Source organism: Synechococcus sp. MU1617 (genome assembly GCF_020514235.1).
In the GTDB taxonomy this organism is placed as follows: Bacteria; Cyanobacteriota; Cyanobacteriia; order PCC-6307; family Cyanobiaceae; genus Parasynechococcus.
Genome location: NZ_VTLB01000002.1, coordinates 15,701 through 39,502 on the forward strand (window position 1 = coordinate 15,701; position 23,802 = coordinate 39,502).

At 62.2% G+C, this 23,802-nt stretch carries 26 protein-coding genes; 12 read left to right on the forward strand and 14 right to left on the reverse strand.

Features of this window, described 5'->3' with window-relative positions; genetic code table 11:
* The first annotated feature begins 58 nt into the window (after positions 1–58).
* Positions 59–490 (forward strand): RNA-binding protein, encoded by a 432-nt coding sequence (locus FZZ90_RS03975; protein ID WP_226401045.1) that lies wholly within the window; start codon positions 59–61, stop codon positions 488–490.
* A 65-nt stretch (positions 491–555) separates the two neighbouring features.
* Here FZZ90_RS03975 and FZZ90_RS03980 read toward each other — a convergent pair whose 3' ends face one another.
* Both FZZ90_RS03980 and pds read right to left on the reverse strand, forming a co-directional pair.
* Positions 556–1,464: a phytoene synthase gene (locus tag FZZ90_RS03980; RefSeq protein ID WP_226424475.1), complete on the reverse strand. Its 909-nt coding sequence runs from the start codon at positions 1,462–1,464 to the stop codon at positions 556–558.
* Positions 1,465–1,467: 3 nt separating this feature from the next.
* Positions 1,468–2,886, reverse strand: a complete 1,419-nt coding sequence (pds, locus tag FZZ90_RS03985; RefSeq protein WP_226424476.1) for a 15-cis-phytoene desaturase — start codon at positions 2,884–2,886, stop codon at positions 1,468–1,470.
* A gap of 88 nt (positions 2,887–2,974) precedes the next feature.
* On the opposite strand from pds, the gene FZZ90_RS03990 reads away from it, so the two are divergent.
* Both FZZ90_RS03990 and FZZ90_RS03995 read left to right on the forward strand, forming a co-directional pair.
* Positions 2,975–3,322: an NAD(P)H-quinone oxidoreductase subunit M gene (locus FZZ90_RS03990; RefSeq protein ID WP_226401042.1), complete on the forward strand. Its 348-nt coding sequence runs from the start codon at positions 2,975–2,977 to the stop codon at positions 3,320–3,322.
* Positions 3,319–3,954 (forward strand): DUF3172 domain-containing protein, encoded by a 636-nt coding sequence (locus FZZ90_RS03995; RefSeq protein WP_226424477.1) that lies wholly within the window; start codon positions 3,319–3,321, stop codon positions 3,952–3,954. The genes FZZ90_RS03990 and FZZ90_RS03995 overlap by 4 nt, the downstream gene beginning before the upstream one ends.
* Here FZZ90_RS03995 and FZZ90_RS04000 read toward each other — a convergent pair.
* A complete protein-coding gene (locus tag FZZ90_RS04000; RefSeq protein ID WP_226424478.1) occupies positions 3,945–4,934 on the reverse strand; it encodes a LysR family transcriptional regulator in 990 nt (329 codons plus the stop codon). The genes FZZ90_RS03995 and FZZ90_RS04000 overlap by 10 nt on opposite strands.
* An 81-nt stretch (positions 4,935–5,015) precedes the next feature.
* Between FZZ90_RS04000 and FZZ90_RS04005 the strand changes: the two genes are divergently transcribed.
* The 6 genes from FZZ90_RS04005 to FZZ90_RS04030 all read left to right on the forward strand — a co-directional run bounded on the left by FZZ90_RS04005 (position 5,016) and on the right by FZZ90_RS04030 (position 12,176).
* Positions 5,016–5,747 (forward strand): NnrU family protein, encoded by a 732-nt coding sequence (locus FZZ90_RS04005; RefSeq protein WP_226424479.1) that lies wholly within the window; start codon positions 5,016–5,018, stop codon positions 5,745–5,747.
* 34 nt (positions 5,748–5,781) lie between these two features.
* The gene (locus FZZ90_RS04010; RefSeq protein WP_226424480.1) at positions 5,782–7,791 is read left to right on the forward strand and encodes an NAD(P)H-quinone oxidoreductase subunit 5; all 2,010 of its coding nucleotides are present in this window, start codon (positions 5,782–5,784) and stop codon (positions 7,789–7,791) included.
* 92 nt (positions 7,792–7,883) lie between these two features.
* Positions 7,884–9,521 carry an NAD(P)H-quinone oxidoreductase subunit 4 gene (locus FZZ90_RS04015; RefSeq protein ID WP_226424481.1) on the forward strand — a complete coding sequence of 546 codons (1,638 nt, stop codon included), beginning with the start codon at positions 7,884–7,886 and terminating at the stop codon, positions 9,519–9,521.
* A 67-nt stretch (positions 9,522–9,588) separates the two neighbouring features.
* On the forward strand, positions 9,589–9,990 hold the full coding sequence (locus FZZ90_RS04020; RefSeq protein ID WP_226401032.1) for a lipopolysaccharide assembly protein LapA domain-containing protein: 402 nt from the start codon (positions 9,589–9,591) through the stop codon (positions 9,988–9,990).
* A gap of 58 nt (positions 9,991–10,048) precedes the next feature.
* Positions 10,049–10,951: a segregation/condensation protein A gene (locus FZZ90_RS04025; protein ID WP_226424482.1), complete on the forward strand. Its 903-nt coding sequence runs from the start codon at positions 10,049–10,051 to the stop codon at positions 10,949–10,951.
* A 46-nt stretch (positions 10,952–10,997) separates the two neighbouring features.
* Complete coding sequence (locus FZZ90_RS04030) at positions 10,998–12,176, forward strand: NDP-sugar synthase (protein ID WP_226424483.1); 1,179 nt, start codon at positions 10,998–11,000, stop codon at positions 12,174–12,176.
* On the opposite strand, the gene FZZ90_RS04035 is transcribed toward FZZ90_RS04030, so the two are convergent.
* Positions 12,157–13,062 carry a methylenetetrahydrofolate reductase gene (locus tag FZZ90_RS04035; protein ID WP_226424484.1) on the reverse strand — a complete coding sequence of 302 codons (906 nt, stop codon included), beginning with the start codon at positions 13,060–13,062 and terminating at the stop codon, positions 12,157–12,159. The two genes, FZZ90_RS04030 and FZZ90_RS04035, sit on opposite strands and share 20 nt — an antisense overlap.
* 67 nt (positions 13,063–13,129) lie before the next feature.
* Between FZZ90_RS04035 and FZZ90_RS04040 the strand changes: the two genes are divergently transcribed.
* Positions 13,130–13,408 carry a helix-turn-helix transcriptional regulator gene (locus tag FZZ90_RS04040; RefSeq protein ID WP_226424485.1) on the forward strand — a complete coding sequence of 93 codons (279 nt, stop codon included), beginning with the start codon at positions 13,130–13,132 and terminating at the stop codon, positions 13,406–13,408.
* A 208-nt stretch (positions 13,409–13,616) separates the two neighbouring features.
* On the opposite strand, the gene FZZ90_RS04045 is transcribed toward FZZ90_RS04040, so the two are convergent.
* From FZZ90_RS04045 to FZZ90_RS04085, 9 genes are read right to left on the reverse strand one after another with little or no spacing between them, the layout of a single operon-like run.
* Positions 13,617–14,123, reverse strand: coding sequence for a CYTH domain-containing protein (locus FZZ90_RS04045; protein WP_226424486.1), 507 nt, complete (start codon positions 14,121–14,123; stop codon positions 13,617–13,619).
* 3 nt (positions 14,124–14,126) lie between these two features.
* Positions 14,127–15,077: an NAD(+) kinase gene (locus tag FZZ90_RS04050; RefSeq protein WP_226424487.1), complete on the reverse strand. Its 951-nt coding sequence runs from the start codon at positions 15,075–15,077 to the stop codon at positions 14,127–14,129.
* Positions 15,078–15,095: 18 nt separating this feature from the next.
* Positions 15,096–15,425 carry an NADH-quinone oxidoreductase subunit NuoK gene (gene nuoK / locus FZZ90_RS04055; RefSeq protein WP_038552705.1) on the reverse strand — a complete coding sequence of 110 codons (330 nt, stop codon included), beginning with the start codon at positions 15,423–15,425 and terminating at the stop codon, positions 15,096–15,098.
* Positions 15,425–16,024: an NADH-quinone oxidoreductase subunit J gene (locus tag FZZ90_RS04060; protein WP_226424488.1), complete on the reverse strand. Its 600-nt coding sequence runs from the start codon at positions 16,022–16,024 to the stop codon at positions 15,425–15,427. The genes nuoK and FZZ90_RS04060 overlap by 1 nt, the downstream gene beginning before the upstream one ends.
* Positions 16,021–16,668, reverse strand: a complete 648-nt coding sequence (gene ndhI / locus FZZ90_RS04065) for an NAD(P)H-quinone oxidoreductase subunit I (RefSeq protein ID WP_226424489.1) — start codon at positions 16,666–16,668, stop codon at positions 16,021–16,023. The genes FZZ90_RS04060 and ndhI overlap by 4 nt, the downstream gene beginning before the upstream one ends.
* 58 nt (positions 16,669–16,726) lie before the next feature.
* Complete coding sequence (nuoH, locus tag FZZ90_RS04070) at positions 16,727–17,845, reverse strand: NADH-quinone oxidoreductase subunit NuoH (protein WP_173402239.1); 1,119 nt, start codon at positions 17,843–17,845, stop codon at positions 16,727–16,729.
* A 27-nt stretch (positions 17,846–17,872) separates the two neighbouring features.
* Complete coding sequence (locus FZZ90_RS04075; protein ID WP_226424490.1) at positions 17,873–19,063, reverse strand: citrate synthase; 1,191 nt, start codon at positions 19,061–19,063, stop codon at positions 17,873–17,875.
* Positions 19,064–19,079: 16 nt separating this feature from the next.
* On the reverse strand, positions 19,080–19,565 hold the full coding sequence (gene sixA / locus FZZ90_RS04080) for a phosphohistidine phosphatase SixA (RefSeq protein WP_226424491.1): 486 nt from the start codon (positions 19,563–19,565) through the stop codon (positions 19,080–19,082).
* The gene (locus FZZ90_RS04085; RefSeq protein WP_226424492.1) at positions 19,543–21,159 is read right to left on the reverse strand and encodes a DUF3352 domain-containing protein; all 1,617 of its coding nucleotides are present in this window, start codon (positions 21,157–21,159) and stop codon (positions 19,543–19,545) included. The genes sixA and FZZ90_RS04085 overlap by 23 nt, the downstream gene beginning before the upstream one ends.
* 17 nt (positions 21,160–21,176) lie before the next feature.
* Here FZZ90_RS04085 and FZZ90_RS04090 point away from each other — a divergent pair, with 17 nt between their 5' ends.
* Both FZZ90_RS04090 and hrcA read left to right on the forward strand, forming a co-directional pair.
* Positions 21,177–21,533: a rhodanese-like domain-containing protein gene (locus FZZ90_RS04090; RefSeq protein WP_226424493.1), complete on the forward strand. Its 357-nt coding sequence runs from the start codon at positions 21,177–21,179 to the stop codon at positions 21,531–21,533.
* Positions 21,533–22,507, forward strand: a complete 975-nt coding sequence (gene hrcA, locus FZZ90_RS04095) for a heat-inducible transcriptional repressor HrcA (protein WP_226424494.1) — start codon at positions 21,533–21,535, stop codon at positions 22,505–22,507. Before FZZ90_RS04090 ends, hrcA begins: the two co-directional genes overlap by 1 nt.
* Positions 22,508–22,517: 10 nt before the next feature.
* On the opposite strand, the gene trpB is transcribed toward hrcA, so the two are convergent.
* Complete coding sequence (gene trpB / locus FZZ90_RS04100) at positions 22,518–23,774, reverse strand: tryptophan synthase subunit beta (protein ID WP_226424495.1); 1,257 nt, start codon at positions 23,772–23,774, stop codon at positions 22,518–22,520.
* Positions 23,775–23,802: the final 28 nt, after the last annotated feature.

Below are 23,802 nucleotides of genomic sequence, written 5' to 3' on the forward strand. Positions count from 1 at the left end.
ACTTTGCAGGTGTCAATGATGACGGTCAGACACCGACAGATCGCATTTTCTTTCCTTCATGAGCATCCGCCTGTACATCGGCAACCTGCCGCAGACCTTTGAAGAACAGGAGCTGGTGGCTCTGCTCAAGTCGGTGGGAGAAGGGATCCGGTTCAAGACAGTTCTCGACCGTGAAACCGGTGCATGTCGCGGATTTGGCTTCGCCAACGTGGACGATCCGAAACTGGCCGATGCCGTGATCGAAGCGCTGAACGGCAAGGAGTTCGGTGGCAGCGCTCTGCGGGTCGAGCGCTCCGAACGTCGCGACAACAATGCTGGTGGCAACCGTCGCGGAGCCCCCAATGCAGCCGGCCAGCCTCAAGTGGCTCGCAAGGCCGTGAACAAGGTTGTTCACAGCGATGCGAAGAGCGAGGGCGCTCCAGACCCCCGCTGGGCTGGCGAACTCTCCAAGCTCAAGGATCTCCTGGGCAACCAGAAGACGGCGGTCTGATCCGTCGCTGATCTGATTGAAGGAAACAGCTGATCAACCCCTGCCGGTCATACCGGCAGGGGTTTTTAGCGCGACTGAGCCAACAGGAACGAACGGGGCAGATCAAGCAGCTTGTTGACCTTGGCCACGTAGGCACGGTGATTGAACACGTCGTAATCGACGCGCTCAATTTCATCCAGGATTCCCCGGTACAGCCGCAAGGACGTCCACACCGGCCAGCGGGCATCAGCGGACAGCCAACGCACTCCGGCTTCGGAGCGAGCGAACCAATCGCGAGCCCGCTCCAGCTGGAATCGCATCAATGCACGCCAGGAGTTGTTGAGGGTTCCAGCCATCAGCTCCTCCTCGGAATAGCCGAAACGCTCGAGATCTTCCTGCGGCAAATAGATGCGACCACGGCCACGGTCTTCCCCCACATCCCGGAGGATGTTGGTGAGCTGGTTGGCAATCCCAAGGGCGACGGCAGCATCAGAGGTGTCGGGACAGTCGCTCCAGGGGGCTGAGGTGTAGGCCTGATCGACACCCATCACCCCCTGGGTCATCAGGCCAACGGTGCCTGCAACGCGATAGCAGTAGAGCTTGAGGTCTTCGAAGCGGGGATAGCGGGTCCAGGTGAGGTCCATCCGCTGCCCCTCAATCATGTCGAGATAGGGCTGGATGCCCTGGGGAAAACGCTCCAGGGTGTCCACCATCACCGCATCCAAGTCGTCCTCCATCCGGCCAGCGAACAGGGCTCGGGTCTTCTCTTCCCAGCGATCCAGCCGCTCGGCAAGCTCCTCCACCGGAAGCGCCTGGGCCTCCGGGCTGTCCATCAACTCATCCGTGCGCCGGCACCAGACATAGATCGCCCAGATGGCACGCCGCTTCTCCGGAGGCAGAAGCAACGTACCGATATAGAACGTCTTGGCCCACTCGGCGGTCTCCCGACGGCAGGCCTCGAAGGCTGCGTCGAGATCCGGGGAGGCGAGGGGCATGGCTCAGGCCGTCACAGGCTCACTGGAAGAGGTCGATGATGCCAGCAGACCTGTCTTGCGGTCCACTGCACCAGCGCAGAGCTTGCCGCTGAGAACGGCACCCTCCATCGAGGCGAGATAGCGCTGCATCGTGTAATCCCCGGCCAGGAAGAAGTTCTTGATTGGGGTGGTCTGATCGGGCCGCAACTGCTGACAACCAGGGGTCGTTTTGTAGACAGACAACGGCGTCTTCACGACCTTGTATTTGCGCAGTGTGGCGGGATTTTCACCACCAAAATGCATCGGGAACAGCTTTGTGAGCTCGCCCATGGTGGCCTCGATGATCTCTTCATCGGGACGACCAATCCAGTCTTTGGCAGGAGCAAACACCAGCTCGAGCATTGACTTGTCGGGGTCTTCATACTCCCTGCAAGTGATGCTCATGTCGGCGTACACGCTGAGCAGGGGCGAGCGGCTGAACAACAGATGGTCGATATCGGTGAGCTTGCGATCGAACCAGAGGTGCAGGTTGATCACGGGCACACCCCGAAGCCCATCCAACTTTTGGAAGACCTCCATCTGCTTCCAGGGCTCTGGCAAGAGCAGTTTGAAAGGATCCACTGGCAATGCACTGACATAGGCATCAGCGGTGAGGTCGAAGCTCTCCTTGCCTTTTAAGCCGCCGATGTGGAAGGCAGCTACAGAACCATCCTCATTGAGCTTGATCTCCCGCAGGGGGCTATCGAGGTGCACTTCCCCTCCGAGTGATTCGATGTGCTCGACCACCGGCTGGCAAAGGCGCTCCGGCGGAGCGCCATCGAGGAAAGCCATCTTGGAGCCGTTCTTCTCCTGCAGGAAACGATTGAGCGCTGTGAGCACAACCGTGGCAGAGATTTCATCGGGATCGATGAAATTCAGGGCCTTGCTCATCGCTAAGAACACTTCATCGTTCACCCGTTCGGGAATGTTGTGGACCCGCAGCCACTCGGTCCATGAATACTTGTCGCACTCTTCGACGTACCCCTGACCCCGGAGCATCGCAGGCACAAGGCCCAGGCCGAAGCTGATTTTCTCAGGCCAGCTCAGCATGTCGTTGTTTCCCAAGATCGCGGCCACACCATTCACAGGGGCTGGCAGATCAGGAAAATCGAAGCGGCTGTAGGTGCCTGGTTCCTCCTGCTGATTGAAGATCATCGAGTGGCTCTTCCACTGCAGCCGGTCTTCGATGTTCAGCTCCTTGAACAACTGGAGCATGTTCGGGTAAGCCCCGAAGAAGATGTGCAGGCCGGTTTCGTACCAGTCGCCGTCCTCGTCTTTCCAGGCCGCCACCTTGCCGCCAAGAACATCCCTGGCTTCCACAACGATGGGGGTGTGGCCGGCATCCGCCAGGTATTTGGCACAGGAGAGTCCTGCAAGACCAGCTCCGGCAATAGCGACGCGCATGCGGCCGTCTCGAAAGTGAAACCAACCTTAAAAGGGCTTGCCCCCCGTTCGCTTCTTAAAGTCGTGTCAGCTTTCCCGTGGGCGCGTCTTGGCTGACACCCTCCTCAAGTGCACCACCCGCCACGTGCGCCTGTTCACAGCAGCGCTTCAGGACGAGGATCTGGTTCCTTCGGATGACCAGCTGACCTTGGATCTTGATCCCGACAACGAATTTCTGTGGGATGCCGCCAGCCTCGCCAAGGTGCAGGGACGCTTCAAGGAACTCGTGGATGCCGCGGCCGGCGGCGAACTGAGTGACTACACCCTGCGCCGTATTGGTACGGACCTGGAAGGATTCATCCGGCAACTGCTCCAAGCCGGAGAACTCAGCTACAACCCGGATGGCCGTGTGCAGAACTTCTCCATGGGCCTGCCCCGCACCCCTGAACTGTTGTGACCGGCTCGCGCTACGACCGCGGCGGCCGCCGACCGCGGGATGGCCGCTACGACCGCGGTGAGCGTGATCGCTATGACGCTCCGCCCCGTGGTGGATACAGCCGTCCTCCAGCCCCCCCACCAGGGGGCGGAGGGGGTCAGGGCCCCTTTCAATTCAGCACCCTCACCGTGGCCGTCTTGGCAGGGGTTCTCGTGGTGGGGATCGGCATCGGCAGCGCTGTCACCAGCACCACCCAGGGCGACCAGGGAAACATTGCCAGCTCCCAGCAACTGGACATGGCCGTGCCCGACCCGGAGTTCTGCCGGCAGTGGGGTGCGAGCGCCTTCGTCATGGACATCGAGATGTACACGACGCTCAACCCCTCGAGCAGCTTTGTGACCCAGCCAACACTGCAACCGGGTTGCGTGATCCGTCGAGAAAACTGGTCAGTGCTGCGCAAGGAGGGGGCCATCACCGCCGTGCAGGAGCGTGAGTGCAAACAGCGGATGAATACTTTTGCCTACATCGGCTCCGTTCGAGACAAGCCCGTGGTGCGATGCGTCTACCAAACCGATATCAGTGAGAACAAATTCCTGACCCGAGGCGTGGCAGACGACGCTGTGGGCGTAACACCAGAGGCCGATCAGTTCTGAACCAGTTGCTCCCCGATCGCTTCAGGCACGACTTTCGCTGCCTGGCGAATCGGGCTGTCAGCACTGGCGAAGACGGGCAGAACGTCATTGCGAAAGGCCACCGAGGCACGTGAGCAGTAGCGGGCGGGATGGGTGATCAGCTTCAGCTGGCGGCGCACCTGCAGATCAGCCACCTGGGGGCGATGAATCGTGCCCGCCGATAACTCCCGCTCGATCGACACCACGGGAACAAAGGCGGCACCCAGGCCCGCCTGAACTGCATTTTTGATGGCTTCGAGCGAGTTCAACTCCATTTCGATGCGCAGACGCTGCACATCCAGGCCGGAGCGAGCCAGAAGCTGGTCGACCATCTTGCGGGTGGTTGATTGCGCATCGAGGCAGACAAAGCCCAGGCGATACAGGTCTTCCTTGGTGAGCTCAGCCAGCCGGGCCAAGGGGTGCTTCACCGGCAGCACCAACGCCAGCTCATCACTGGCGTAGGGCACCACCTGCAGCAGTTCATTGAGTTCCGCCGGCAATTCACCACCGATGATCGCCAGGTCGATCTGACCGTTGGCCACACTCCAGCCCGTGCGTCGGGTGCTGTGGACCTGGAGCTGCACGGACACCTCCGGATATTTCTGGCGGAACAAGCCGATCATCCGGGGCATCAAATAGGTGCCGGTGGTCTGACTTGCCCCCACGATCAGGGATCCGCCTTTGAGGTTGTGGAGATCATCCAGGGCCCGGCAGGCTTCATGGCACTGACTGAGGATCCGGTCGCAGTAACTCAGCAGCAGATGACCAGCTTCGGTGAGCTGAGCCTTGCGCCCACCGCGATCAAACAACGACACCTCCAGCTGCTTCTCCAGGTTCTGGATCTGAAGGCTGACGGCTGGCTGGGTGACGTAAAGACTGTCGGCGGCTTTCTTGAAGCTGCCCTCACTGACAATCGCGCGAAGGATCCGCAGCTGGTCGAGGGTGAACGGCAGATCGGCCACCGCGGAACACCCGGAGGAACAACGGAAATTTAGGACCGCCACGTCCGCCAGCCAGAATCACGCCCTTCCCACGCAGCCGCCATGGCCTCCACCCACCACAGCAGCGTCGTGATGCTGGTGCTGCTGATCCTGTTTGCAGTGATTCACAGCGGTGGGGCTGCGCTGCGCAGCCGGGCTGAAGCCGTGATCGGAGCACGGGCCTGGCGTCTGATCTTCGCGGCGGCCAGCATTCCCTCGGCCGTTGTGGTGATCGGATGGTTTCTGGCCCATCGCTACGACGGAGTTCGGCTGTGGAATCTCCAGGGCGTGCCTGGGGTGATTCCGCTCGTCTGGATCGGAACCGCCATCAGCTTCCTCTTCCTCTATCCAGCCACCTACAACTTGCTGGAGATCCCGGCGGTGTTGAAACCGCAGGTGCGTCTTTACGCCACAGGGATCATCCGCATCAGCCGCCATCCCCAGGCCATCGGGCAAATTCTCTGGTGCCTCACCCACGCCCTCTGGATCGGCAGCAGCTTCATGCTGGTGACCTGCGTGGGCCTGATCGGCCATCACCTCTTTGCCGTCTGGCATGGCGACCGGCGCCTGAAGGCCCGCTTCGGCGAGGCCTTTGAAGAGCTCAAGGCCAGTACCTCAATCGTGCCCTTCGCTGCGGTGCTGGATGGACGTCAGCAGCTGCAGTGGCAGGAATTCATCCGACCGGCGCAACTGGGCATCGCCATCGCCGTCGGCGTGTTCTGGTGGGCCCATCGCTTCATTCCGACGGCTGCCGAATTGATGCGCAATTCAGCACTCCAGAACCTGCTGGGCTGAGCTGCCTACACTCGCTTCAACCTGCTCTTAGCGGATGCCCTCGGCCGAGGAACTCGCCTGGCTCATTCCCGTTCTGCCCCTGTTCGGCGCTGTGCTGACCGGGCTGGGATTGATCAGCTTCAACCGCACGATCAACCGGTTGCGCAAACCCGTTGCGCTGCTGTTGATCTCCTGTGTAGGCGCAGCTGCGGTCCTCAGCTACAGCATCCTGTTCAACCAGCTCAACGGCGCCCCGCCGGTCGAGCATCTGTTCGTTTGGGCCAGTGCCGGCAGCTTCGTTCTGCCGATGGGCTACGTGGTGGATCCACTCGGGGCGGTGATGCTGGCGCTGGTCACCACCATCGCCCTGTTGGTGCTGGTGTATTCCCACGGCTACATGGCCCACGACAAGGGCTATGTGCGCTTCTTCACCTACCTGGCGCTATTCAGCAGCTCCATGCTGGGACTGATCATCAGCCCCAATCTCCTGGAGATCTACGTCTTCTGGGAACTGGTGGGCATGTGCTCCTACCTATTGGTGGGCTTCTGGTATGACCGCGACGGTGCTGCCCACGCTGCTCAGAAGGCCTTTGTGGTGAACCGGGTTGGTGACTTCGGCCTGCTGCTGGGCATCCTTGGCCTGTTCTGGGCCACCGGAAGCTTCGATTTCCAAGGAATCGCCGATGGCCTGCAAAACGGCCTAGCCGCCGGAACGGTTGCGCCATGGGCAGCACTGCTGCTCTGTCTGCTGGTGTTCATGGGTCCGATGGCCAAGTCGGCCCAATTCCCCCTCCACGTCTGGCTGCCAGATGCCATGGAGGGTCCGACGCCGATCTCTGCTCTGATTCACGCCGCCACGATGGTGGCCGCAGGGGTGTTCCTGGTCGCCCGCCTCGATCCCCTCTACGCCCAGTTCCCCGTCGTACAAACCGTGATCGCCGTTGTTGGCACGATCACCTGCTTCCTGGGGGCCTCCATTGCCCTCACCCAAATGGACCTCAAGAAGGGTCTGGCCTACAGCACCGTCTCTCAACTCGGCTACATGATGTTGGCCATGGGTTGCGGAGCCCCGGTTGCCGGCATCTTCCACCTGGTGACCCACGCCTTCTTCAAGGCGATGTTGTTCCTGGGATCAGGCTCTGTCATTCACGCGATGGAGGAGGTGGTGGGCCACGAGCCCGTTCTCGCCCAGGACATGCGCCTGATGGGAGGCCTGCGCAAGAAGATGCCCGTCACCTCGATCACCTTCTTCATCGGCTGCATCGCCATCAGTGGCATCCCCCCCCTGGCTGGCTTCTGGAGCAAGGACGAAATTCTTGGTCAAGCCTTCAACAGCTACCCGCTGCTCTGGGTGGTGGGCTTCCTGACGGCGGGAATGACGGCCTTCTACATGTTCCGCCTCTATTTCCTCACCTTTGAAGGGGAGTTCCGCGGCAATGACACCGCCATGCAGGCCCAGCTGCTGACCGCAGCCGGCAAAGATCCTTCCGAGCACCACGCCCATGGCGGCAGCGTGCATGAGTCGGCCTGGCCGATGGCGGCACCCTTGGCGGTTCTGGCGGTGCCTTCTGTTCTGATTGGCCTGCTGGGCACCCCCTGGAACAGCCGCTTCGCAGGCCTTCTCAATCCCGAAGAAGCCCGCGAAATGGCCGAACAGTTCAGCTGGGGCGAGTTTCTGCCCCTGGCGGGTGCCTCCGTGGCCATCTCCGTTACCGGTATCACCCTGGCTGTTCTGGCCTATGCCCTGCGTCGGATCGATCTGGGGCAACTTGTAGCAAGCCGATTCCCGGCGGTGAATGCCTTCCTCGCCAACAAGTGGTATCTCGATGTGCTGAACGACAAGCTGTTTGTGCGGGGTAGCCGCAAACTGGCGCGGGAGGTTCTCGAGGTGGACGCCAAAGTGGTGGACGGCGTGGTGAATCTCACCGGACTACTGACCCTCGGCAGCGGAGAAGGTCTCAAATATCTCGAGACCGGACGGGCCCAGTTTTATGCCCTGATTGTGTTCGCCGGCGTGATCGGCCTAGTGGTGCTGTTCGGCGTGATCGGCGGTCCAATCGCTTAGATCCCATCGCCCATGTGTGTCATCGCCTATCGAGGTGATGACACAGCGGCCATGATTTCTACGATCCAACCAGTAAGGGTCGGATTCACAGAGTGTTCGAATTCGCAGTCGCCGGACTTGGCGAGCCGGTGCAGGCCACAGTGCCATGGCTGAGCCTATCGATCCTGGTGCCGATCGTGGGTGCTCTGCTGGTTCCCCTCGTTCCTGACGAAGGCGATGGCAAGAAGGTGCGCTGGTACGCCCTGATCGTGACGCTGATCACCTTCCTGATCACCGTTGCGGCGTACCTCACGGGCTATGACCCCAGCCTGAGCGGCCTGCAGCTGTCGGAACGGGTGAGCTGGCTTCCCGATCTGGGGCTCACGTGGGCGGTGGGAGCCGATGGGCTGTCGATGCCGCTGATTTTGCTCACCAGCTTCATCACAACCCTGGCCTGCCTGGCGGCATGGCCGGTGAGTTTCAAGCCGCGCTTGTTTTATTTCCTGCTGCTGGCCATGGACGGCGGCCAGATCGCCGTCTTCGCCGTGCAGGACATGCTGCTTTTCTTCTTGGCCTGGGAGCTGGAACTGATCCCGGTGTATTTGCTGCTGGCCATCTGGGGCGGCAAGAAACGCCAGTACGCCGCCACCAAATTCATCCTCTACACCGCCGGCAGTTCCCTGTTCATCCTGTTGGCCGCTCTGGCCATGGGCTTCTTCGGCGGCGGCACCCCCAGCTTTGAGTACACCGTTCTTGCGGCCAAAGACTTCGGCACAGGCTTTCAACTGCTCTGCTACGCCGGGCTCTTGATCGCCTTTGGCGTGAAACTGCCGATCGTGCCCCTACACACCTGGCTGCCGGACGCCCATGGCGAAGCCACAGCACCGGTGCACATGCTCTTGGCCGGCATCCTGCTGAAGATGGGGGGCTATGCCCTGCTGCGCTTCAACTGTGAGCTGCTGCCAGCAGCTCACTCCCAGTTCGCCCCACTGCTGATCGTGCTGGGGGTGGTGAACATCATCTACGCCGCCCTCACCTCCTTCGCCCAGCGCAACCTCAAGCGCAAGATCGCCTACAGCTCGATCAGCCACATGGGCTTCGTGCTGATCGGCGTGGGCAGCTTCAGTGCCTTGGGCACCAGTGGCGCCATGCTGCAGATGATCAGCCACGGCTTGATCGGCGCCAGCTTGTTCTTCCTCGTGGGTGCCACCTACGACCGCACCCACACCCTTCAGCTGGATGAGATGGGAGGCATTGGCCAGAAGATGCGAATCATGTTCGCGCTCTGGACGGTGTGTGCCCTCGCATCCCTGGCCCTGCCAGGCATGAGCGGATTCGTTAGTGAATTGATGGTGTTCGCTGGTTTCGCGACGGATGAGGCCTACACCCTGCCTTTCCGCGTGGTGATCTGCGGGCTGGCCGCTGTGGGCGTGATCCTCACACCGATCTACCTGCTCTCGATGCTGCGGGAAATCTTCTTCGGCAAAGAGAAGGAGGAGCTGGTGTCCCACACCAACCTCGTGGATGCAGAGCCGCGCGAGGTGTACATCATTGGCTGCCTGCTGGTGCCGATCATCGGAATCGGGCTCTACCCCAAGCTGATGACCGACAGCTACCGCAGCTCGATTGAAGCCCTGGTAAACCGCAACCTGGGTGCCATGGAACAGGTGATCTCACCGACGGCCCCTTTAATTCGAGGCCAGGCACCGGTTCCTGCGGTCATCCAGGCCCCTGCCGTGGGCGCGTCATAAATCACGTATCGATTCCGATTCATCCCCCCCCAACCGTCCGTAGGTTCCAGGGGAACGCTCCCCTGCCATGCGTCAGATCAACTTCGGCCTGATCTTTAGCTTCGGCCTGATCACGGTGTTCTTCACCCTGGCGAACACCAATCCCACGACGGTTCACGTGTTGCCCGGGGTCGAGTACACCCTGCCGTTGGCGGGTCTTCTGCTGCTGGCAGCGGGAATGGGAGCCGTCTCAGCCTGGTTCTTCGCCGCCTGGACCGGCATGCTCAACAACGTTGAACAATTCAGCAAGGCGAACGAATACGAAGCACAGCAGGTGCGCATCCAGGAACTGGAGACCGACCTCAACCGCTACCGCTCCACCGTTGAAACCCAGCTGGGTCTCCTCCCCGCGACCACCGTGAGCGCGAGCAGCGCTGAGAGCGACGACAGCGATGAAGCAGAGGTCACCGATGCCAGCAGTGCGGCTTAAGGCAGCACTGGCAACAACGGTTTGGGGCCGATACCTTTCCTGGAAAGGGTGAATTGACTTGCTCCAGGTGGCCCCCAAAGACGGCGCTGATGCTGGAGCTCGCCTTGCGATTCGGCTGCTACAAGACGCAGCGGAGCGGGGAGATCTCGATCCCTGGGATGTGGATGTAATCGCCGTCATCGACGGCTTTCTGGATCAACTCCGGCAACGCATCGAAGTTCCCGGGCAGGTGGCAGCCGTCCTTACCGGACGGGGGGGCAGCTACGAGCGGGACCTGGCCGAAAGTAGCGAAGCCTTCCTGGCCGCCTCCGTGCTGGTGGGCCTCAAGGCGGAGATGCTCGAAACCAGCATGCTTCCGCCACCTCCCGAAGTCGAAGATCACTTCGACGCCGACTTCGATGAGCAAGGTTGGCTGGATCCGGCCTTTGATCTTCCCCGACGGCCGGAACGCCATCTGCAGCGGCGTCCCGTAGCGCCACCGCCGTTACGTCGCCCCGTCACCCTTGGGGAGCTGATCGAACAGCTGGAATCGATTGCCGAGCAGCTGGAATCAGACGAACTCGAGGCGCGCCGCCGTAAACGGCAGAAGCGCTACAGCAACCGTGAAGCCATCGCCCAGGTGGCCGGGCTGGCCCACCGCGAAAAGCTTCCGGAAACAACCGCAGCACTGGGAGTGTTTCTCAACGGTTGGGAGACCGCCCTGGACTGGGTGGGCTTCGATCAACTGGTGGAGCATTGGGAGGTGGCCGCCGCCGCGGACCTGGACCGTGACCGCGTCGGGGTGTTCTGGGCACTGCTATTTCTCTCCTCCCAAGGCCGGGTTGAGCTGGAGCAGGAGGGTTGGCTGCACGGTCCGCTGCGACTGAAATTCATCCCCGCGAGTGGCACTGCAACGCAACTGCCGATCCGCAGCCTTCAGGTGCCAGATCCGTCGCCGACCCGGACGGTCGTGGCGGCCTAAGACCGGGTCTATGGTCACTACCTTGTATTGACCGGACCAAACGCCAATGAAGGCGATGATTCTGGCGGCTGGTAAGGGGACGCGGGTCCAACCAATCACCCATGTGATCCCCAAGCCGATGATTCCGATCCTGCAGAAGCCGGTGATGGAATTTCTGCTGGAACTGCTCAAGGAGCACGGTTTCACCGAAGTGATGGTGAACGTCTCCCACCTGGCCGAAGAGATTGAAAATTACTTCCGAGATGGCCAGCGTTTCGGGGTTGAGATTGCCTACAGCTTTGAAGGACGGATTGAAGACGGTGAACTGATCGGTAGTGCCCTGGGATCCGCTGGCGGGCTTAAAAAAATCCAGGATTTCCAGCATTTCTTTGACGACACCTTCGTGGTGCTCTGCGGAGATGCGCTGATCGACCTTGATCTCAGCGAAGCGGTACGCAAGCACCGGGAAAAGGGTGCGATCGCCAGCCTCGTCACCAAACGGGTCCCCAAGGATCAGGTGAGCAGCTACGGCGTTGTGGTCACCGATGACCAGAACAGAATCTCAAGCTTCCAGGAAAAGCCCAGCGTCGACGAAGCCCTCAGCGACACGATCAACACCGGCATCTACATCTTCGAGCCGGAGATCTTTGAGCACATCCCTTCGGGGCAGTCCTTCGACATCGGCTCGGATCTATTCCCGAAACTGGCCGAGCTCGGTGCCCCCTTTTATGCCATCCCGATGGATTTCGAATGGGTGGATATCGGCAAGGTTCCCGATTACTGGCAAGCCATCCGCAGCGTGTTGATGGGTGACGTTCGTCAGGTGGGCGTCCCCGGCAAGGAGGTGCGCCCCGGGGTTTACACCGGTCTGAATGTGGCCGCCAACTGGGACAAGATCAACGTCAGCGGCCCCGTCTACGTGGGCGGCATGACCAAGATCGAAGATGGCGCGACGATCGTTGGTCCCACCATGATCGGCCCCAGCTGCCACATCTGTGAGGGCGCCACGGTCGATAACTCGATCATTTTCGACTACTCACGCATCGGCCCCGGCGTGCAGCTGCTGGAGAAACTGGTGTTCGGGCGCTACTGCGTGGGCAAGGACGGCGATCACTTCGACCTGCAGGAGGCCTCCCTCGACTGGCTGATCACCGATGCCCGTCGTCAGGACCTGGTGGAGCCTTCACCCCAGCAGAAAGCCATGGCGGAGCTGCTGGGTACCGACCTCACCCAGGCAGCGAGCTGAGTCCGGCGAGATCAAGGATCATCGGGATGCGTTCCTCCGCCTTGATCGCCATCAGGTGCACACCACGCACGATGCCGAGATAGCGCTTCACCTGTTCAGCGGCGATGGCCACGCCCTCCATGGCTGGATTCTCGGCGCACTCAAGCCGATGGATCAACGCATCGGGGATGCAGGCTCCCGGAACAACGCGGTTGATGAACCGGGCATTCTTGGCTGACTTCAGCAGGAACACGCCAGCGAGCACGGGCAGACCCAGGGGGCCGGCCAGCTCGCGCTGGAAGCGCTCGAGCGCTTCAGGGTCCATCACCATCTGGGTTTGAACGAAGCGGGCTCCCGCCGCCTGCTTGCGCTGCAACCGACGCTGGAGACCGCTCCAACTCCTGGATTGTGGGTCAGCGGCACACCCGGCAAACAGCGTGGTCGCCCCATCCGGCAGGGTGCCCTGCACGGGATCCACGCCCCGATTGAGGGCTTCCACCTGCTGCAACAGCTTCACGGACTCAAACTCATTGACCGGCCGTGCATCCGCCTGATCACCCGCCCGCACCGGATCACCAGTGAGACACAACAGGTTGCGGATCCCCAGCGCATGGGCCCCGAGCAGGTCGGACTGAAGGGCGATGCGATTGCGATCCCGGCAGGCCATCTGCAACACCGGTTCCAGACCGGCCTCAAGCAGCAACTTGCAGGAGGCGAGGCTGCTCATCCGCATCACAGCCCGACTGCCATCGGTCACATTCACCGCATGGACACGGCCTTGCAGCGATGCGGCCATGGCCAGCATGTGCGTCGGATCGGCTCCGCGCGGAGGCATCACCTCGGCCGTGAGCACCTGATCCCCGGCCTCAATTGCGCGCTGCAGCGCCGTCCTCAAATCTCGATCCATTTCACCGGCCCACTATGCAGGATCAGGCCGGTGGTCCGGACTAGCATGACTTCAACGGTGGTCACCCATGTCCTCCCTCGACGGTACCGATCCTCTGGAGATCTCCCTTTCTGCTAGGGAGATCGAGATCATCGAGCTCGTGGCCGAAGGACTGACCAATCAGGAAATCGCTGACCGTCTCACCATCAGCAAACGAACGGTGGACAACCATGTGAGCAACGTGTTCACCAAGACCGGGTCCAAGAACCGGGTGGCACTGCTCAATTGGGCCATGGACAACGGCAAGATCTGCCGAGACGGCTTCAACTGTTGCGTCCTTCCAGAATTCGATCCCCCCTCAGCCTGATCGTGGAGCTGACAGGCTCCGGCAGGCTTTGCAGAGAGGTAGGACCCACAGGAATCTGAAAAAGCGTGGCGTATTCCATGCAGGCCTCCACGCTGGATCCCGCGAAGCGAAGCATTCCAGTTGTGTCGTACAGACCCACCACTGGATAGAACCACCGATTAGAACCCCTCAAATCTAAAGGAAACCTGTAGGAAAATCCAGTCTGGTCTTAGGACCAGCCAAAACGGCGACGCTGCTCCTCGGGCCAGGACTGAACGGGATGCTGGGCCAGCACCGCATTGCTCCAGCGGGACTCTCCGGTGATCTCCTCTCCGCACCAGGGCGGAATATGCAGATCCTCCTGGGCCGATGCCAGCTCCACCTCCGCCAGCACCAAGGGAGCGTTCTCAGCCTGGAAACAATCCACCACCCAGTCACCACCAGGGCAATCCAAGGCGTAGCGGACTTTGTCCAGGCGGTGGGGCGCCAGATCCCAGAGGGCTTCGGCATCCGCCACGGGGATCGGATATTCGAACTCGTGGCGCACCAGGCCAACGGCATCAGCAGCAGCCTTCAGGGTGAGCCAGGCCTGATCAGTGCCACGCAGGCGCATCCGCACCGTCACACCTTCGGCACTGGCGGCCAGGTAGCCCTGACGCAGGGGCTGTGCCGGGCCAGCACTGCTGCGCCAGGCATCTGACCGCACCAGAAAGCGCCGTTCAATCTCAAGGGCCATGGATCAATTCTGCGAGGGCTGAGCCGCATGCAGGCTTCCCGCCCAGTGCAGCTTGTGGGACAGGGTTCGGTAATACGACGGGCTTTGATTGAGCAACACCATCAGGGCATGGTGGCGCGCCTGCTGAACAACACAGCACTCTCCTGGTTCGAGCACCGTGCAGCCCACACCGTCCTTCCACAGCTTGATGCGGTGATCCCCAGCCCCCAGCGGCCAGATCGCCAACCTGGCCCGGGGCGGCACCACCAGCGTTCGGCTGGAGAGGCTCATCGGGCAGATCGGGGCGACGATGATGGCATCGATGCCGGGATGAAGAATGGGCCCCCCTGCCGCAAGGGCGTACCCGGTGGACCCCGTGGGGGTGGAGAGAATCAGACCGTCACCACGCACCTGGTCGATCACTTCCCCATCGATCTCGAGCTCCAGGGTGCAAGTAGGCGAAATCTCATCGCGGTAGGCCCGGAGGTAGAAGTCGTTGAAGGCCCAGTGGTGCTCTTCATCGTCTTCCAAATCCGGCTGTTGCAGCAGACCGGGGGAGGCCGCACGGTCCTCTGCAGAGCGGCGATCCACCATCGCCTGAAGCATCATGCGCCGTTCGATCGCGAACTGATCGTCCTGAAGGCGTTGCCAGATCTGATCGCCGCGCAACACACGGCGGTCGTGGGTGAGAAAGCCCAGATGGCCTCCCACATTGATGCTGAGGATCGGGATGTCATGCACCGCCAGGTGGCGAGCGGCTCCGAGCACCGTGCCATCCCCCCCCAGCACCAGCGCCAGGTCTGGAAACGACTCCTCAACAGCCAGCAAGCCGGGGAAAGGATTCACCCGCGGCCCCGACATCGCAGTGACCACGTGGGAGCCCAGAGCTTTCAGCTCTTTGGCACATTGCCTGGCTTCACGCTGGGCAGGCTGGCTGTCGGCCCGATAGATCACCCAGACCCGATCGAGACGCATGACCCAGGTGTGCGGGGGTTACCAGCGCAGCAGGTTGAACTGCTCCATGTCGACGGTAACGCGATTGCGATAAAGCGACAGCAGGATCGCCAGACCGACGGCTGCCTCAGCGGCGGCCACCGTGATCACGAAGACAGCGAAAACCTGGCCGCGAATCAAATCACCATCCACAAACGAGGAGAAAGCCATCAGGTTGATGTTCACGGCATTGAGCATCAGCTCAATGCTCATCAGCACGCGCACCGCATTGCGGCTGTTGATCAGGCCCCAAACACCGATGCAAAAGAGCATGGCGGCCACCAAGAGGTAGGCCTGCAGGGATGGAAGCGTGGCAAGAAAATCGCTCATCAGTCCGCTCGATTCATCAGCAGGGGAGTACGGGCCTTCTCAATCAGGCCTTGATCGGCCACCTCACCGGTCACCACATCGGTGGCCAACACATCACGACGGGCCAGCACGATGGCGCCGATCATGGCCATCAACAGCAGTACCGACGCCACCTCAAACGGCAACAGGTAATCGGTGAACAGGTGTTCACCGATGCGAGCCGTGGCTTCTTCACCCACAGCGGGAGGACCGGGCAACGACCAGGGGGTGGTGACCACAACACGAACCAGCAACGCCAGCAGACCGGCGCAGACGCCAGCGGACACCGCACGGCGCGTGGTGAGATTGGCGATGGCCTTGAGGTCTTCCCGCTTGTTCACGAGCATGATCGCGAACAGGATCAACACATTGATCGCGCCCACGTACACGAGGATCTGTGCCATGGCCACGAAACTGGCATTCAGCAGCAGGTAGAGCCCTGCAACGGCTGTGAACACCCCGCCCAGCAGGAAGGCGGAATAGACGATGTTGCTGAGCAGCACCACACCCAAAGCGCCGATCACCACAACGGCGGACAGCACCAGAAAACAGATCAGCTCGGTGGTTGTCGCGATGGTCATGCGTCGTCCTCCTTGGCCTCACTGGAGGATTGTCCCTCATTCTTGGCAGCCGGCTTGGCGGGAGGGGTGAGGGTCTCCAACACCTGTGAGGGCAGCTGGCCAGCCCGGGGGCGATCGGCAGCAACACCGTGGGGATCCATCTCGCCCGCCGGCAGATAGGCGAGTTCACGCAGGGGAACGACCGAGGGATCGGTGGTGACGCTGGTGGGAAGGCGTCCGAGGGCAACGTTGTCGTAGTTGAGGCTGTGGCGATCAAAAGCGGCCAGCTCGTACTCCTCCGTCATCGAGAGGCAGTTGGTGGGGCAGTACTCGACACAGTTGCCGCAGAAAATGCAAACGCCGAAGTCGATGGAGTAGTTGCGCAGCTCCTTCTTCTTCGTGGCTTTGTTCATCACCCAGTCGACCACCGGAAGGTTGATCGGGCACACCCTGACGCACACCTCACAGGCGATGCACTTGTCGAATTCGTAGTGAATCCGGCCCCGATAACGCTCGGAGGGAATGAGCTTCTCGTAGGGGTACTGCACCGTGACCGGACGGCGCTGCATGTGGTCAAACGTGACCGAAAAGCCTTGGGCCAGATTCCGGGCTGCATCGACTGCATCCCGGGTGTAATCACCGACCTGTTTGAGGAAGCCGAACATGGTCTGAAGGGGAGAGAGCGAAGCGGAGCCGGGAGCGCGAAATCCTAGGTAGGAAAACCTAGCCGCCGAATGCAACGGGGAAAGCGAGCTTGAGGGCTGCTGTCACCAGAAGATTCACCAGGGAAAGGGGCAGCAGGAACTTCCAGCCCAGGTCGAGCAGCTGGTCAATGCGGACGCGGGGGGTGGTCCAGCGCAGCAGGATCGCCACGAACACCAGCAGATAAGCCTTGAGCACCGTCATCACGATGCCAACGGTGCCCGTGATCACCTGCACCACTGGTGCATCGATGGGCTGGTTCAACCAGCCGGCCAGCCACTCCACAGGGATCGGGAAGCCCCAGCCACCGAGATACAGAACGCTGACCAGGACAGCCGAGAGCACCAGGTTGATGTAACCCGCCAGGTAGAAGAGGGCGAACTTCATGCCCGCGTATTCGGTCTGGTAGCCAGCGACCAGTTCTTCCTCAGCTTCGGGAAGGTCGAAGGGCAGCCGCTCACACTCGGCCAGGGCACAGATCCAGAAAATCAGGAAGCCCACCGGCTGACGCCAGATGTTCCAGCTCAAAATGCCGGCACCGGTCTGCTGACCCACGATGTCGACCGTGCTCAGCGAGTTGCTCATCATCACGATGGCCAGAACCGCAAGAGCTAGGGGAATTTCGTAGCTGATCGATTGAGCAGCGGCCCGCAGTCCCCCGAGCAGCGAATACTTGTTGTTCGAGGCATAGCCGCTCATCAACAAGCCGATCGGCTGAATGCTGCTGAAGGCAATCCAAAGAAAGATCCCAACGCCCACGTTGCTGATCAGCAGGTTCTGGCCAAAGGGAATGATCAGCCAGGAAATGATCACCGGCACCACCACCAGCACCGGGCCGAGGGTGAACAGCAGGCTGTCGGCGCGCGCCGGAATGATGTCTTCCTTGACCAGCAGCTTGAGGCCGTCGGCCAAGGGCTGAAGTACACCAAGTGCACCGGCATATTCCGGACCGATCCGCTGCTGAACGGCGGCGGAAATCTTGCGTTCCAGCCAGACCGAAACCAGCACACCCACCACTGCAGCCACCAGGACAAGCAGCATCGGCAGCGGCAACCAAAGCAGCCTCGCGACCTCCGGGGAGAAGCCAAACCCTTGCAGGGCCTGGCTAAAGCTCAATTCCAGGTCCAATCCCGGACTCACCATGGTGTCGACGGATGTGGGTGCAACTTAGGCGGCCGGAGCCGAGACGCGCTCCTCAATGGGCATCCAAGAGCGTGGCTGGGATCCGGAGTAGATCTGCGAAGGCCGGAAAATCCGGTTCGCTCCGAGCTGCTCACGCCAATGGGCCAGCCAGCCGGCGACCCTGGCGATAGCGAAGACCGGCGTGAACAGATCCCTGGGTATGCCGAGCTTGCGATACACCAGGCCCGAATAGAAATCCACGTTGGGATAAATCCCCTTGGGGCCAAGGCGGGACGCTGCTTCTTCTTCGATCGCCCGGGCCACGTCGTAGAGGTCGTCATGGCCGAAGCTCGCGAACATCTCCTCCACCAGGGCTTGCAGGATCACGGCACGGGGGTCTTTGACCTTGTATTCACGGTGGCCGAAGCCCATGATTTTGCGCTTGGCCGCGATGGCCTCATCCAGGAAAGCGCCAGCGTTCTCGGGACTTCCCACCTGCTCGAGCATGGCAAGGACGTCTTCATTGGCGCCGCCGTGGAGTGGGCCAGCCAGGGTGCCGACGGCTGAAGCCACCACGGCGTAGGGGTCGGTGAGGGTGCTGGCGGTGACCCGGGCACTGAAGGTGCTGGCGTTGAGGCTGTGCTCGGCATGGAGCATCAGGCATCGATCAAAGATCCGCGCCGCCAGGGGATCCGGCTCACGTTCCGTGAGCATGTAGAGGAAATTGGCGGAATAGGCCAGATCATCCCGGGGTTGAATTGGGTCCTGGCCTTTGCGGATCAGCTGAAAGGCCGCCACCATCGTGGGGATCTTGGCGATCAGCCGCACCACCGCGTCATAGATGTACTGCGGGTCGTCGATCGCCCGGCGCGAATAGAACAGTCCCAGGGATGCTGCACTGGACTGCAGCGCGTCCATCGGGTGGCCGCTGGCCGGGAAGCACTTCATCATGTCCCGCACCCGGAAGCTGACGCGCCGGTGCATCTGCACAGCGTGCTCAAACTCCGCCAGCTGGTCGCGGCTGGGCAGCTCTCCCCAGATCAGCAGGTAGGCCGTTTCCAGGAAGCTGCTGTTGGCCGCCAGATCCTGCATCGGATAGCCGCGATAGGTGAGCAGCCCTTGCTCTCCATCGATGTCGCAGATCGCCGACTGGGTGGCCGGCACGCCATCCAGGCCTGGACGCAGTTCGATCCCGGTCCGCGCATGGCGCAGGTCACCTGTCTGCTGCTGAGCCAAGGGCCGGTCGCCTCTTTCAGCAACTTAAGTCGTCAATCAACAGTGCTGGCCGAAGCAAGGCCTGCAACTGCCACTGGCCCGAGGAACGACGCAGCTGGATCACACCGGCTTTCTTCAGCACCAGGGCACCGGGGGCACACCTCAGAAGAGCGCAGGCCAGATGGCCAAGGTCCGGCTCATGGCCCACCAGACCGAGGTATCCATCCCACGGCGTCAACAACGTTTCAAGGCCTCCTCCAGGTTGAAGGCGTTCGTCCACCGCCAGCTCTGGAGCGAGCCCCGCCTCCAAAGCCAGTTCCGACGTTTGCAACGCCCGAAGGTACGGACTCGAGAGCAAGCGATCCAACCGCAGCCCCCGTTGCACCAGGGCCTCCATCACCCGCTGGGTTCGCTGACGGCCGGCGGCGGTCAAGGGGCGTTCCGGATGGTCCTGGCCCGCCTGGCGGGGTTCGGCGATGCCATGCCGCAACAGCACCAGGTCAGCCAAGCTCGAGCCGGGCATGCAACGGAATCTCGGTAGCGCCCTGCTCCTGACGATCAACGTCAATGGCAACCGCAAGGCCGCGGACCTGGTCTTGGAGGGGCCGCCCCGCCATGACCTGCAGCAGGGCCCATGGCCGCCATTGCCCCAACAGTGCGCGGGCCGGCTCATCCGCCAGCAGTAGGGCCTGCGCGGGTTGGGAAGACGCTGTGAGCTCCTGCCACTGGTTCAAGCGAGGCTGGAGGGCACGCCCGTTCTGGCGTTGCGCCAGAGCCATCAAGGACTCCCCCCACCAGTTCAGCGCTGACGAGCGAACCTGAGCCACGGCCAATTGAGCGTCCACCCCCGGCTGGCGTCCCCGCTGGCGCACCAGGCGCGTCCACACGCTCAACACCTCGCCATCGCCCTCCAGCTCAGAACGGGTCAGGCCCTGCTCCTGCAAACGGGCGTCCACCGCATCCCTGGCAGGGTTTTGCGGGCGGGTGGCCAGCAGCCACCCCTCGGGTTGGTCCTGCCAGAGGAGAGGGCCGTCATCGGCTTCAACAACAGCATCTGCCGCCGGCTGATCCGCCAAGTGCTGCTCAAGCACCGGAGCGAACCATTGGGCCAACGGATGGCTTTCGCTTGGATCCAACAAACGGGCTGGACTCTGCAGCTGCGCCAGCCAGCGGGCATGGCCGCCGGCCGACGCGGTCAGATCCGTGAGCCCAGGCCAGGGGTCAGTGCCAAGAGCTTGCTGGAACCCCAGCCTCCCATCCACCGCCAGGGTTGAACCCTCCGGCCGCAGTGATGCCACGAGTCCGCTCAGGTCGTCCCGTTGGGCCACCAGCTCCGGCAGCTGCAACCAATGCTCAAGGGCGTGGGGCGATGCCGTCAGCAGAGCCACGCCCTCGCCGAGCTCAGCCACCTGACGCTGCAGGCGTTGATCCCCCAGCTGATGCTGATCCGGGAGCTGCGAGACATCGAGGGCCTGCTCCAGCACGCCCCGGCCTGAGGCCACGAGAAGCAGATCATCGTCAATCAAGGCCGTGGCCAGGGGTTGGGGGTCATGCCCCACCAACGCTCCCTGGCCGCTAATCACACCGATGCCGCGATAACTGCTGATCTGGAGGTCGGTGCCCGCCAGGCTGCGGGTCTGCCAGAACCGTTGCAGAAAGCGCCGGGCGCCGTCGTTATCCCGACTGGTTAAAGCCAACACCCAACCGGCGTTGGTGTCCCCATCGATGAGGGTGAGGCTGACCTCCTCACCAAGCCAGGGCTCCAACTCAAGGCCGAACTGGAGACCCGCCAAGGCAAAGACGCCTTCGCGCCACTGCCGTGCACCATCTCGGGCATCGCGGCGTTGGGACGCAGGGGCAACGGCCTGGGCATAGGCCGGCAACCGTCCGGGATCGGCCAGCCAATGGACGGACAAATCAGCATCCCGGGGCACAAATCGGGCCGCCCGAGGCAGATGCAACGGCTGCTCTGCCAGCTGCAGGGGGCTCTGGCGGTTCATAGTCCAGAGCAGGCCAACGGCCAGCAGAAGCAGCGACAGCAGCACAGCGCCGGCAGCGCTGAGGAAGGGGCGGGCCTTCATGGGCCGGCGGTCTCGGGTCGCCTCATCTTTGTCCATCACCGCAGAATGGCGCCATGGGCCAATCCCAACAACCACAATCAATCCAAGCCTCTGAACTGCAGCAATGGCTGCAAAGCGAGCGACCTTCCCCGCAACTGGTGGATGTGCGCGAGGAGGCTGAGCTTGCGATCGCTGCCTTCCCTGGTGCGGTGCTGCACCGCCCCCTAAGCCAATCGAATGAATGGCTTGGAACACTCCAGGCCGACCTCAAACCCGATCAAGCCGTCGTGGTGGTCTGCCATGCCGGCGTGCGCAGCTACCACTTCGGCCTGTGGCTGCTGGACCAACCCTGGGGCCTTGAGGTGTGGAACCTTGAAGGAGGCATTGATGCCTGGAGCCTTCAGGTGGATCCCAGCGTTCCCCGCTACTGATGAGCAAGCCCCTGTCCCTTCGGCAAGAACAGGTGCTTCAGGCGACGGTGCACCATTACGTCGACACGATGGAGCCGGTGGGCAGCCGCACCCTGGTGCAACGCTTCGGCATCCCCGCCAGCTCCGCCACCGTTCGCTCCGCCATGGGGGCGCTTGAGCGCCGCGGACTGCTGCAGCAACCACACACGTCAGCCGGACGCGTTCCCAGCCCGATGGGATACCGGCACTACGTGGATGCGCTGCTGCCGGAACCCGGCATCGCCGTTCAACACCTGGAACGGGAGCTCACCGGACTCAGTCTTCGCTGGGCCGGTTTGGACGACCTGCTGATGCATGTGGCACGGCGGCTGACGGATTTCACTGGCCTGATGAGCCTGATCACCCAACCGCAGCAGGAGAACCGCCAACTTGAGACGATCCGTCTGGTGCCCAGCGGTGATCGACTGCTGGTGATGCTGGTGGAAGCCAATGGCCGGGCCAACCACCTGAACCTGCGCCTGCCCCACGGGGCTGAAACCGAACTCACAGCGATGGAACGTTGGGCGTCGGCACAGCTCGAGCAGGGAGACCTGAACTGGGAGGCTCTGCCCAGGCAGCTGCAAAGCAGCGGCGCTGTGCTGCGCAACGCCCTTGAACAACCGACGCCCACCAACTCCACGCAGGTGGTGGTGCATGGCCTCTCGAGGCTGGTGAGCGAACCGGAATTTGAAAGCACGTCCAGCCTTCGACCGCTGCTGGAACTGATCGACGACCAGCCTGGGACCTTGATCAGCCGCGGTGAATCCGCACGGGTATGGATCGGCGACGAACATCCGCAGCCAGCGCTGGAAGCCTGTGCCGTGGTTCAGGCCCCCTATCGCTGCAACGAGGGGCTGGGCCATGTGGCCCTGGTGGGTCCTATGCGCATGGCCTATGCCACGGCACGGGCGGCGGTGCAGCGGGTGGCCCGCCACCTCGAATTGTTGCTGGCCTGAAGCCCGAACGTCAGAGCTGATCCCCCAGCTTCTCCGCCACGGTGTTGACGTCCTTATCGCCGCGGCCGGAGCAGTTGATCACCACTTCCGTGCCATCGGCCAGGGTGGGGCAAAGCTGCTCAAGCCAGGCGAAGGCATGGGCGGTTTCCAGGGCCGGAATGATGCCCTCAAGCTCACTCACGAGCCGCAGAGCATCGAGGGCCTGTTGATCGGTGACTGCGGCGTACTCAGCACGCCCGATCTCCCGCAGGTAGCTGTGCTCCGGACCCACCCCGGGGTAATCAAGACCTGCACTGATGGAGTGGGCCTCCATCACCTGACCATCGCCGTCCTGCAGCAGCAGGCTCATGGCGCCATGCAGAACACCGGCACGACCCTCGGTGATCGTCGCGGCATGGCGCCCGGTGGCCACACCATCACCAGCGGCCTCAACACCGATCAGACGCACAGACGTGTCCTGAACAAAGGGATGGAACAGGCCCATGGCATTGGAGCCACCGCCAACGCAGGCCATCAGCACGTCGGGCAGCCGACCGAAGGCCTCCTGACACTGCTGCTTGGACTCTTCTCCGATCACGGCATGGAAATCCCGCACCAACATCGGATAGGGGTGCGGACCCGCAACGGATCCCAGGATGTAGTGGGTGGACTCAACATTGGTCACCCAGTCGCGGATGGCTTCACTGGTGGCGTCCTTGAGGGTGGCGGTGCCGGCCGTCACCGGTTGCACCGTGGCGCCCAGCAGGCGCATGCGGAACACATTGAGGGCCTGACGGCGCATGTCTTCCGCGCCCATATAGATCACGCACTCCAAACCGAAGCGGGCACAGACCGTGGCCGTGGCAACGCCATGCTGCCCCGCACCGGTTTCGGCAATGATCCTCTTCTTGCCCATGCGCAGCGCCAGCAGGGCCTGCCCCAGGGCATTGTTGATCTTGTGGGCACCGGTGTGGTTGAGGTCTTCCCGCTTCAGCCAGATGCGGGGGCCACCGTCGGCGCGGCGGTAATGGGCGGTGAGACGCTCGGCCTCATACAAGGGTGTCGCCCGGCCGACGTAGTTCTTGAGCAGGCGATTGAGCTCAGCAGTGAAGGCGGGATCATTCCAGGCCTGGGCGGCGGCTTGCTCCAGTTCCGCCAACGCCGGCATCAGGGTCTCGGGCACGTACTGGCCGCCGAAACGTCCAAAGCGACCGTGGGCTCCGGGGCGCACCGCTGGCTGCAGGCTTGAGGGATCCGGAGTGCTGGCGTTGGGGAGGGTGCTGGTCACGGATCCACGGCGGAGCGTCGGGCCAGCG

Coding starts and splice junctions, on each gene's coding strand:
- FZZ90_RS04045 (WP_226424486.1), bottom strand. CDS start 14,123: ATGGCCCTTGAGATTGAACGGCGCTTTCTGGTGCGGTCAGATGCCTGG.
- FZZ90_RS03975 (WP_226401045.1), top strand. CDS start 59: ATGAGCATCCGCCTGTACATCGGCAACCTGCCGCAGACCTTTGAAGAA.
- FZZ90_RS04050 (WP_226424487.1), bottom strand. CDS start 15,077: ATGCGTCTCGATCGGGTCTGGGTGATCTATCGGGCCGACAGCCAGCCT.
- FZZ90_RS03980 (WP_226424475.1), bottom strand. CDS start 1,464: ATGCCCCTCGCCTCCCCGGATCTCGACGCAGCCTTCGAGGCCTGCCGT.
- hrcA (WP_226424494.1), top strand. CDS start 21,533: ATGAGCAAGCCCCTGTCCCTTCGGCAAGAACAGGTGCTTCAGGCGACG.
- FZZ90_RS04040 (WP_226424485.1), top strand. CDS start 13,130: ATGTCCTCCCTCGACGGTACCGATCCTCTGGAGATCTCCCTTTCTGCT.
- FZZ90_RS04005 (WP_226424479.1), top strand. CDS start 5,016: ATGGCCTCCACCCACCACAGCAGCGTCGTGATGCTGGTGCTGCTGATC.
- FZZ90_RS04085 (WP_226424492.1), bottom strand. CDS start 21,159: ATGGACAAAGATGAGGCGACCCGAGACCGCCGGCCCATGAAGGCCCGC.
- FZZ90_RS04010 (WP_226424480.1), top strand. CDS start 5,782: ATGCCCTCGGCCGAGGAACTCGCCTGGCTCATTCCCGTTCTGCCCCTG.
- sixA (WP_226424491.1), bottom strand. CDS start 19,565: ATGCCCGGCTCGAGCTTGGCTGACCTGGTGCTGTTGCGGCATGGCATC.
- FZZ90_RS04035 (WP_226424484.1), bottom strand. CDS start 13,062: ATGGATCGAGATTTGAGGACGGCGCTGCAGCGCGCAATTGAGGCCGGG.
- nuoK (WP_038552705.1), bottom strand. CDS start 15,425: ATGAGCGATTTTCTTGCCACGCTTCCATCCCTGCAGGCCTACCTCTTG.
- FZZ90_RS04020 (WP_226401032.1), top strand. CDS start 9,589: ATGCGTCAGATCAACTTCGGCCTGATCTTTAGCTTCGGCCTGATCACG.
- FZZ90_RS04090 (WP_226424493.1), top strand. CDS start 21,177: ATGGGCCAATCCCAACAACCACAATCAATCCAAGCCTCTGAACTGCAG.
- pds (WP_226424476.1), bottom strand. CDS start 2,886: ATGCGCGTCGCTATTGCCGGAGCTGGTCTTGCAGGACTCTCCTGTGCC.
- FZZ90_RS04030 (WP_226424483.1), top strand. CDS start 10,998: ATGAAGGCGATGATTCTGGCGGCTGGTAAGGGGACGCGGGTCCAACCA.
- FZZ90_RS04060 (WP_226424488.1), bottom strand. CDS start 16,024: ATGACCATCGCGACAACCACCGAGCTGATCTGTTTTCTGGTGCTGTCC.
- ndhI (WP_226424489.1), bottom strand. CDS start 16,668: ATGTTCGGCTTCCTCAAACAGGTCGGTGATTACACCCGGGATGCAGTC.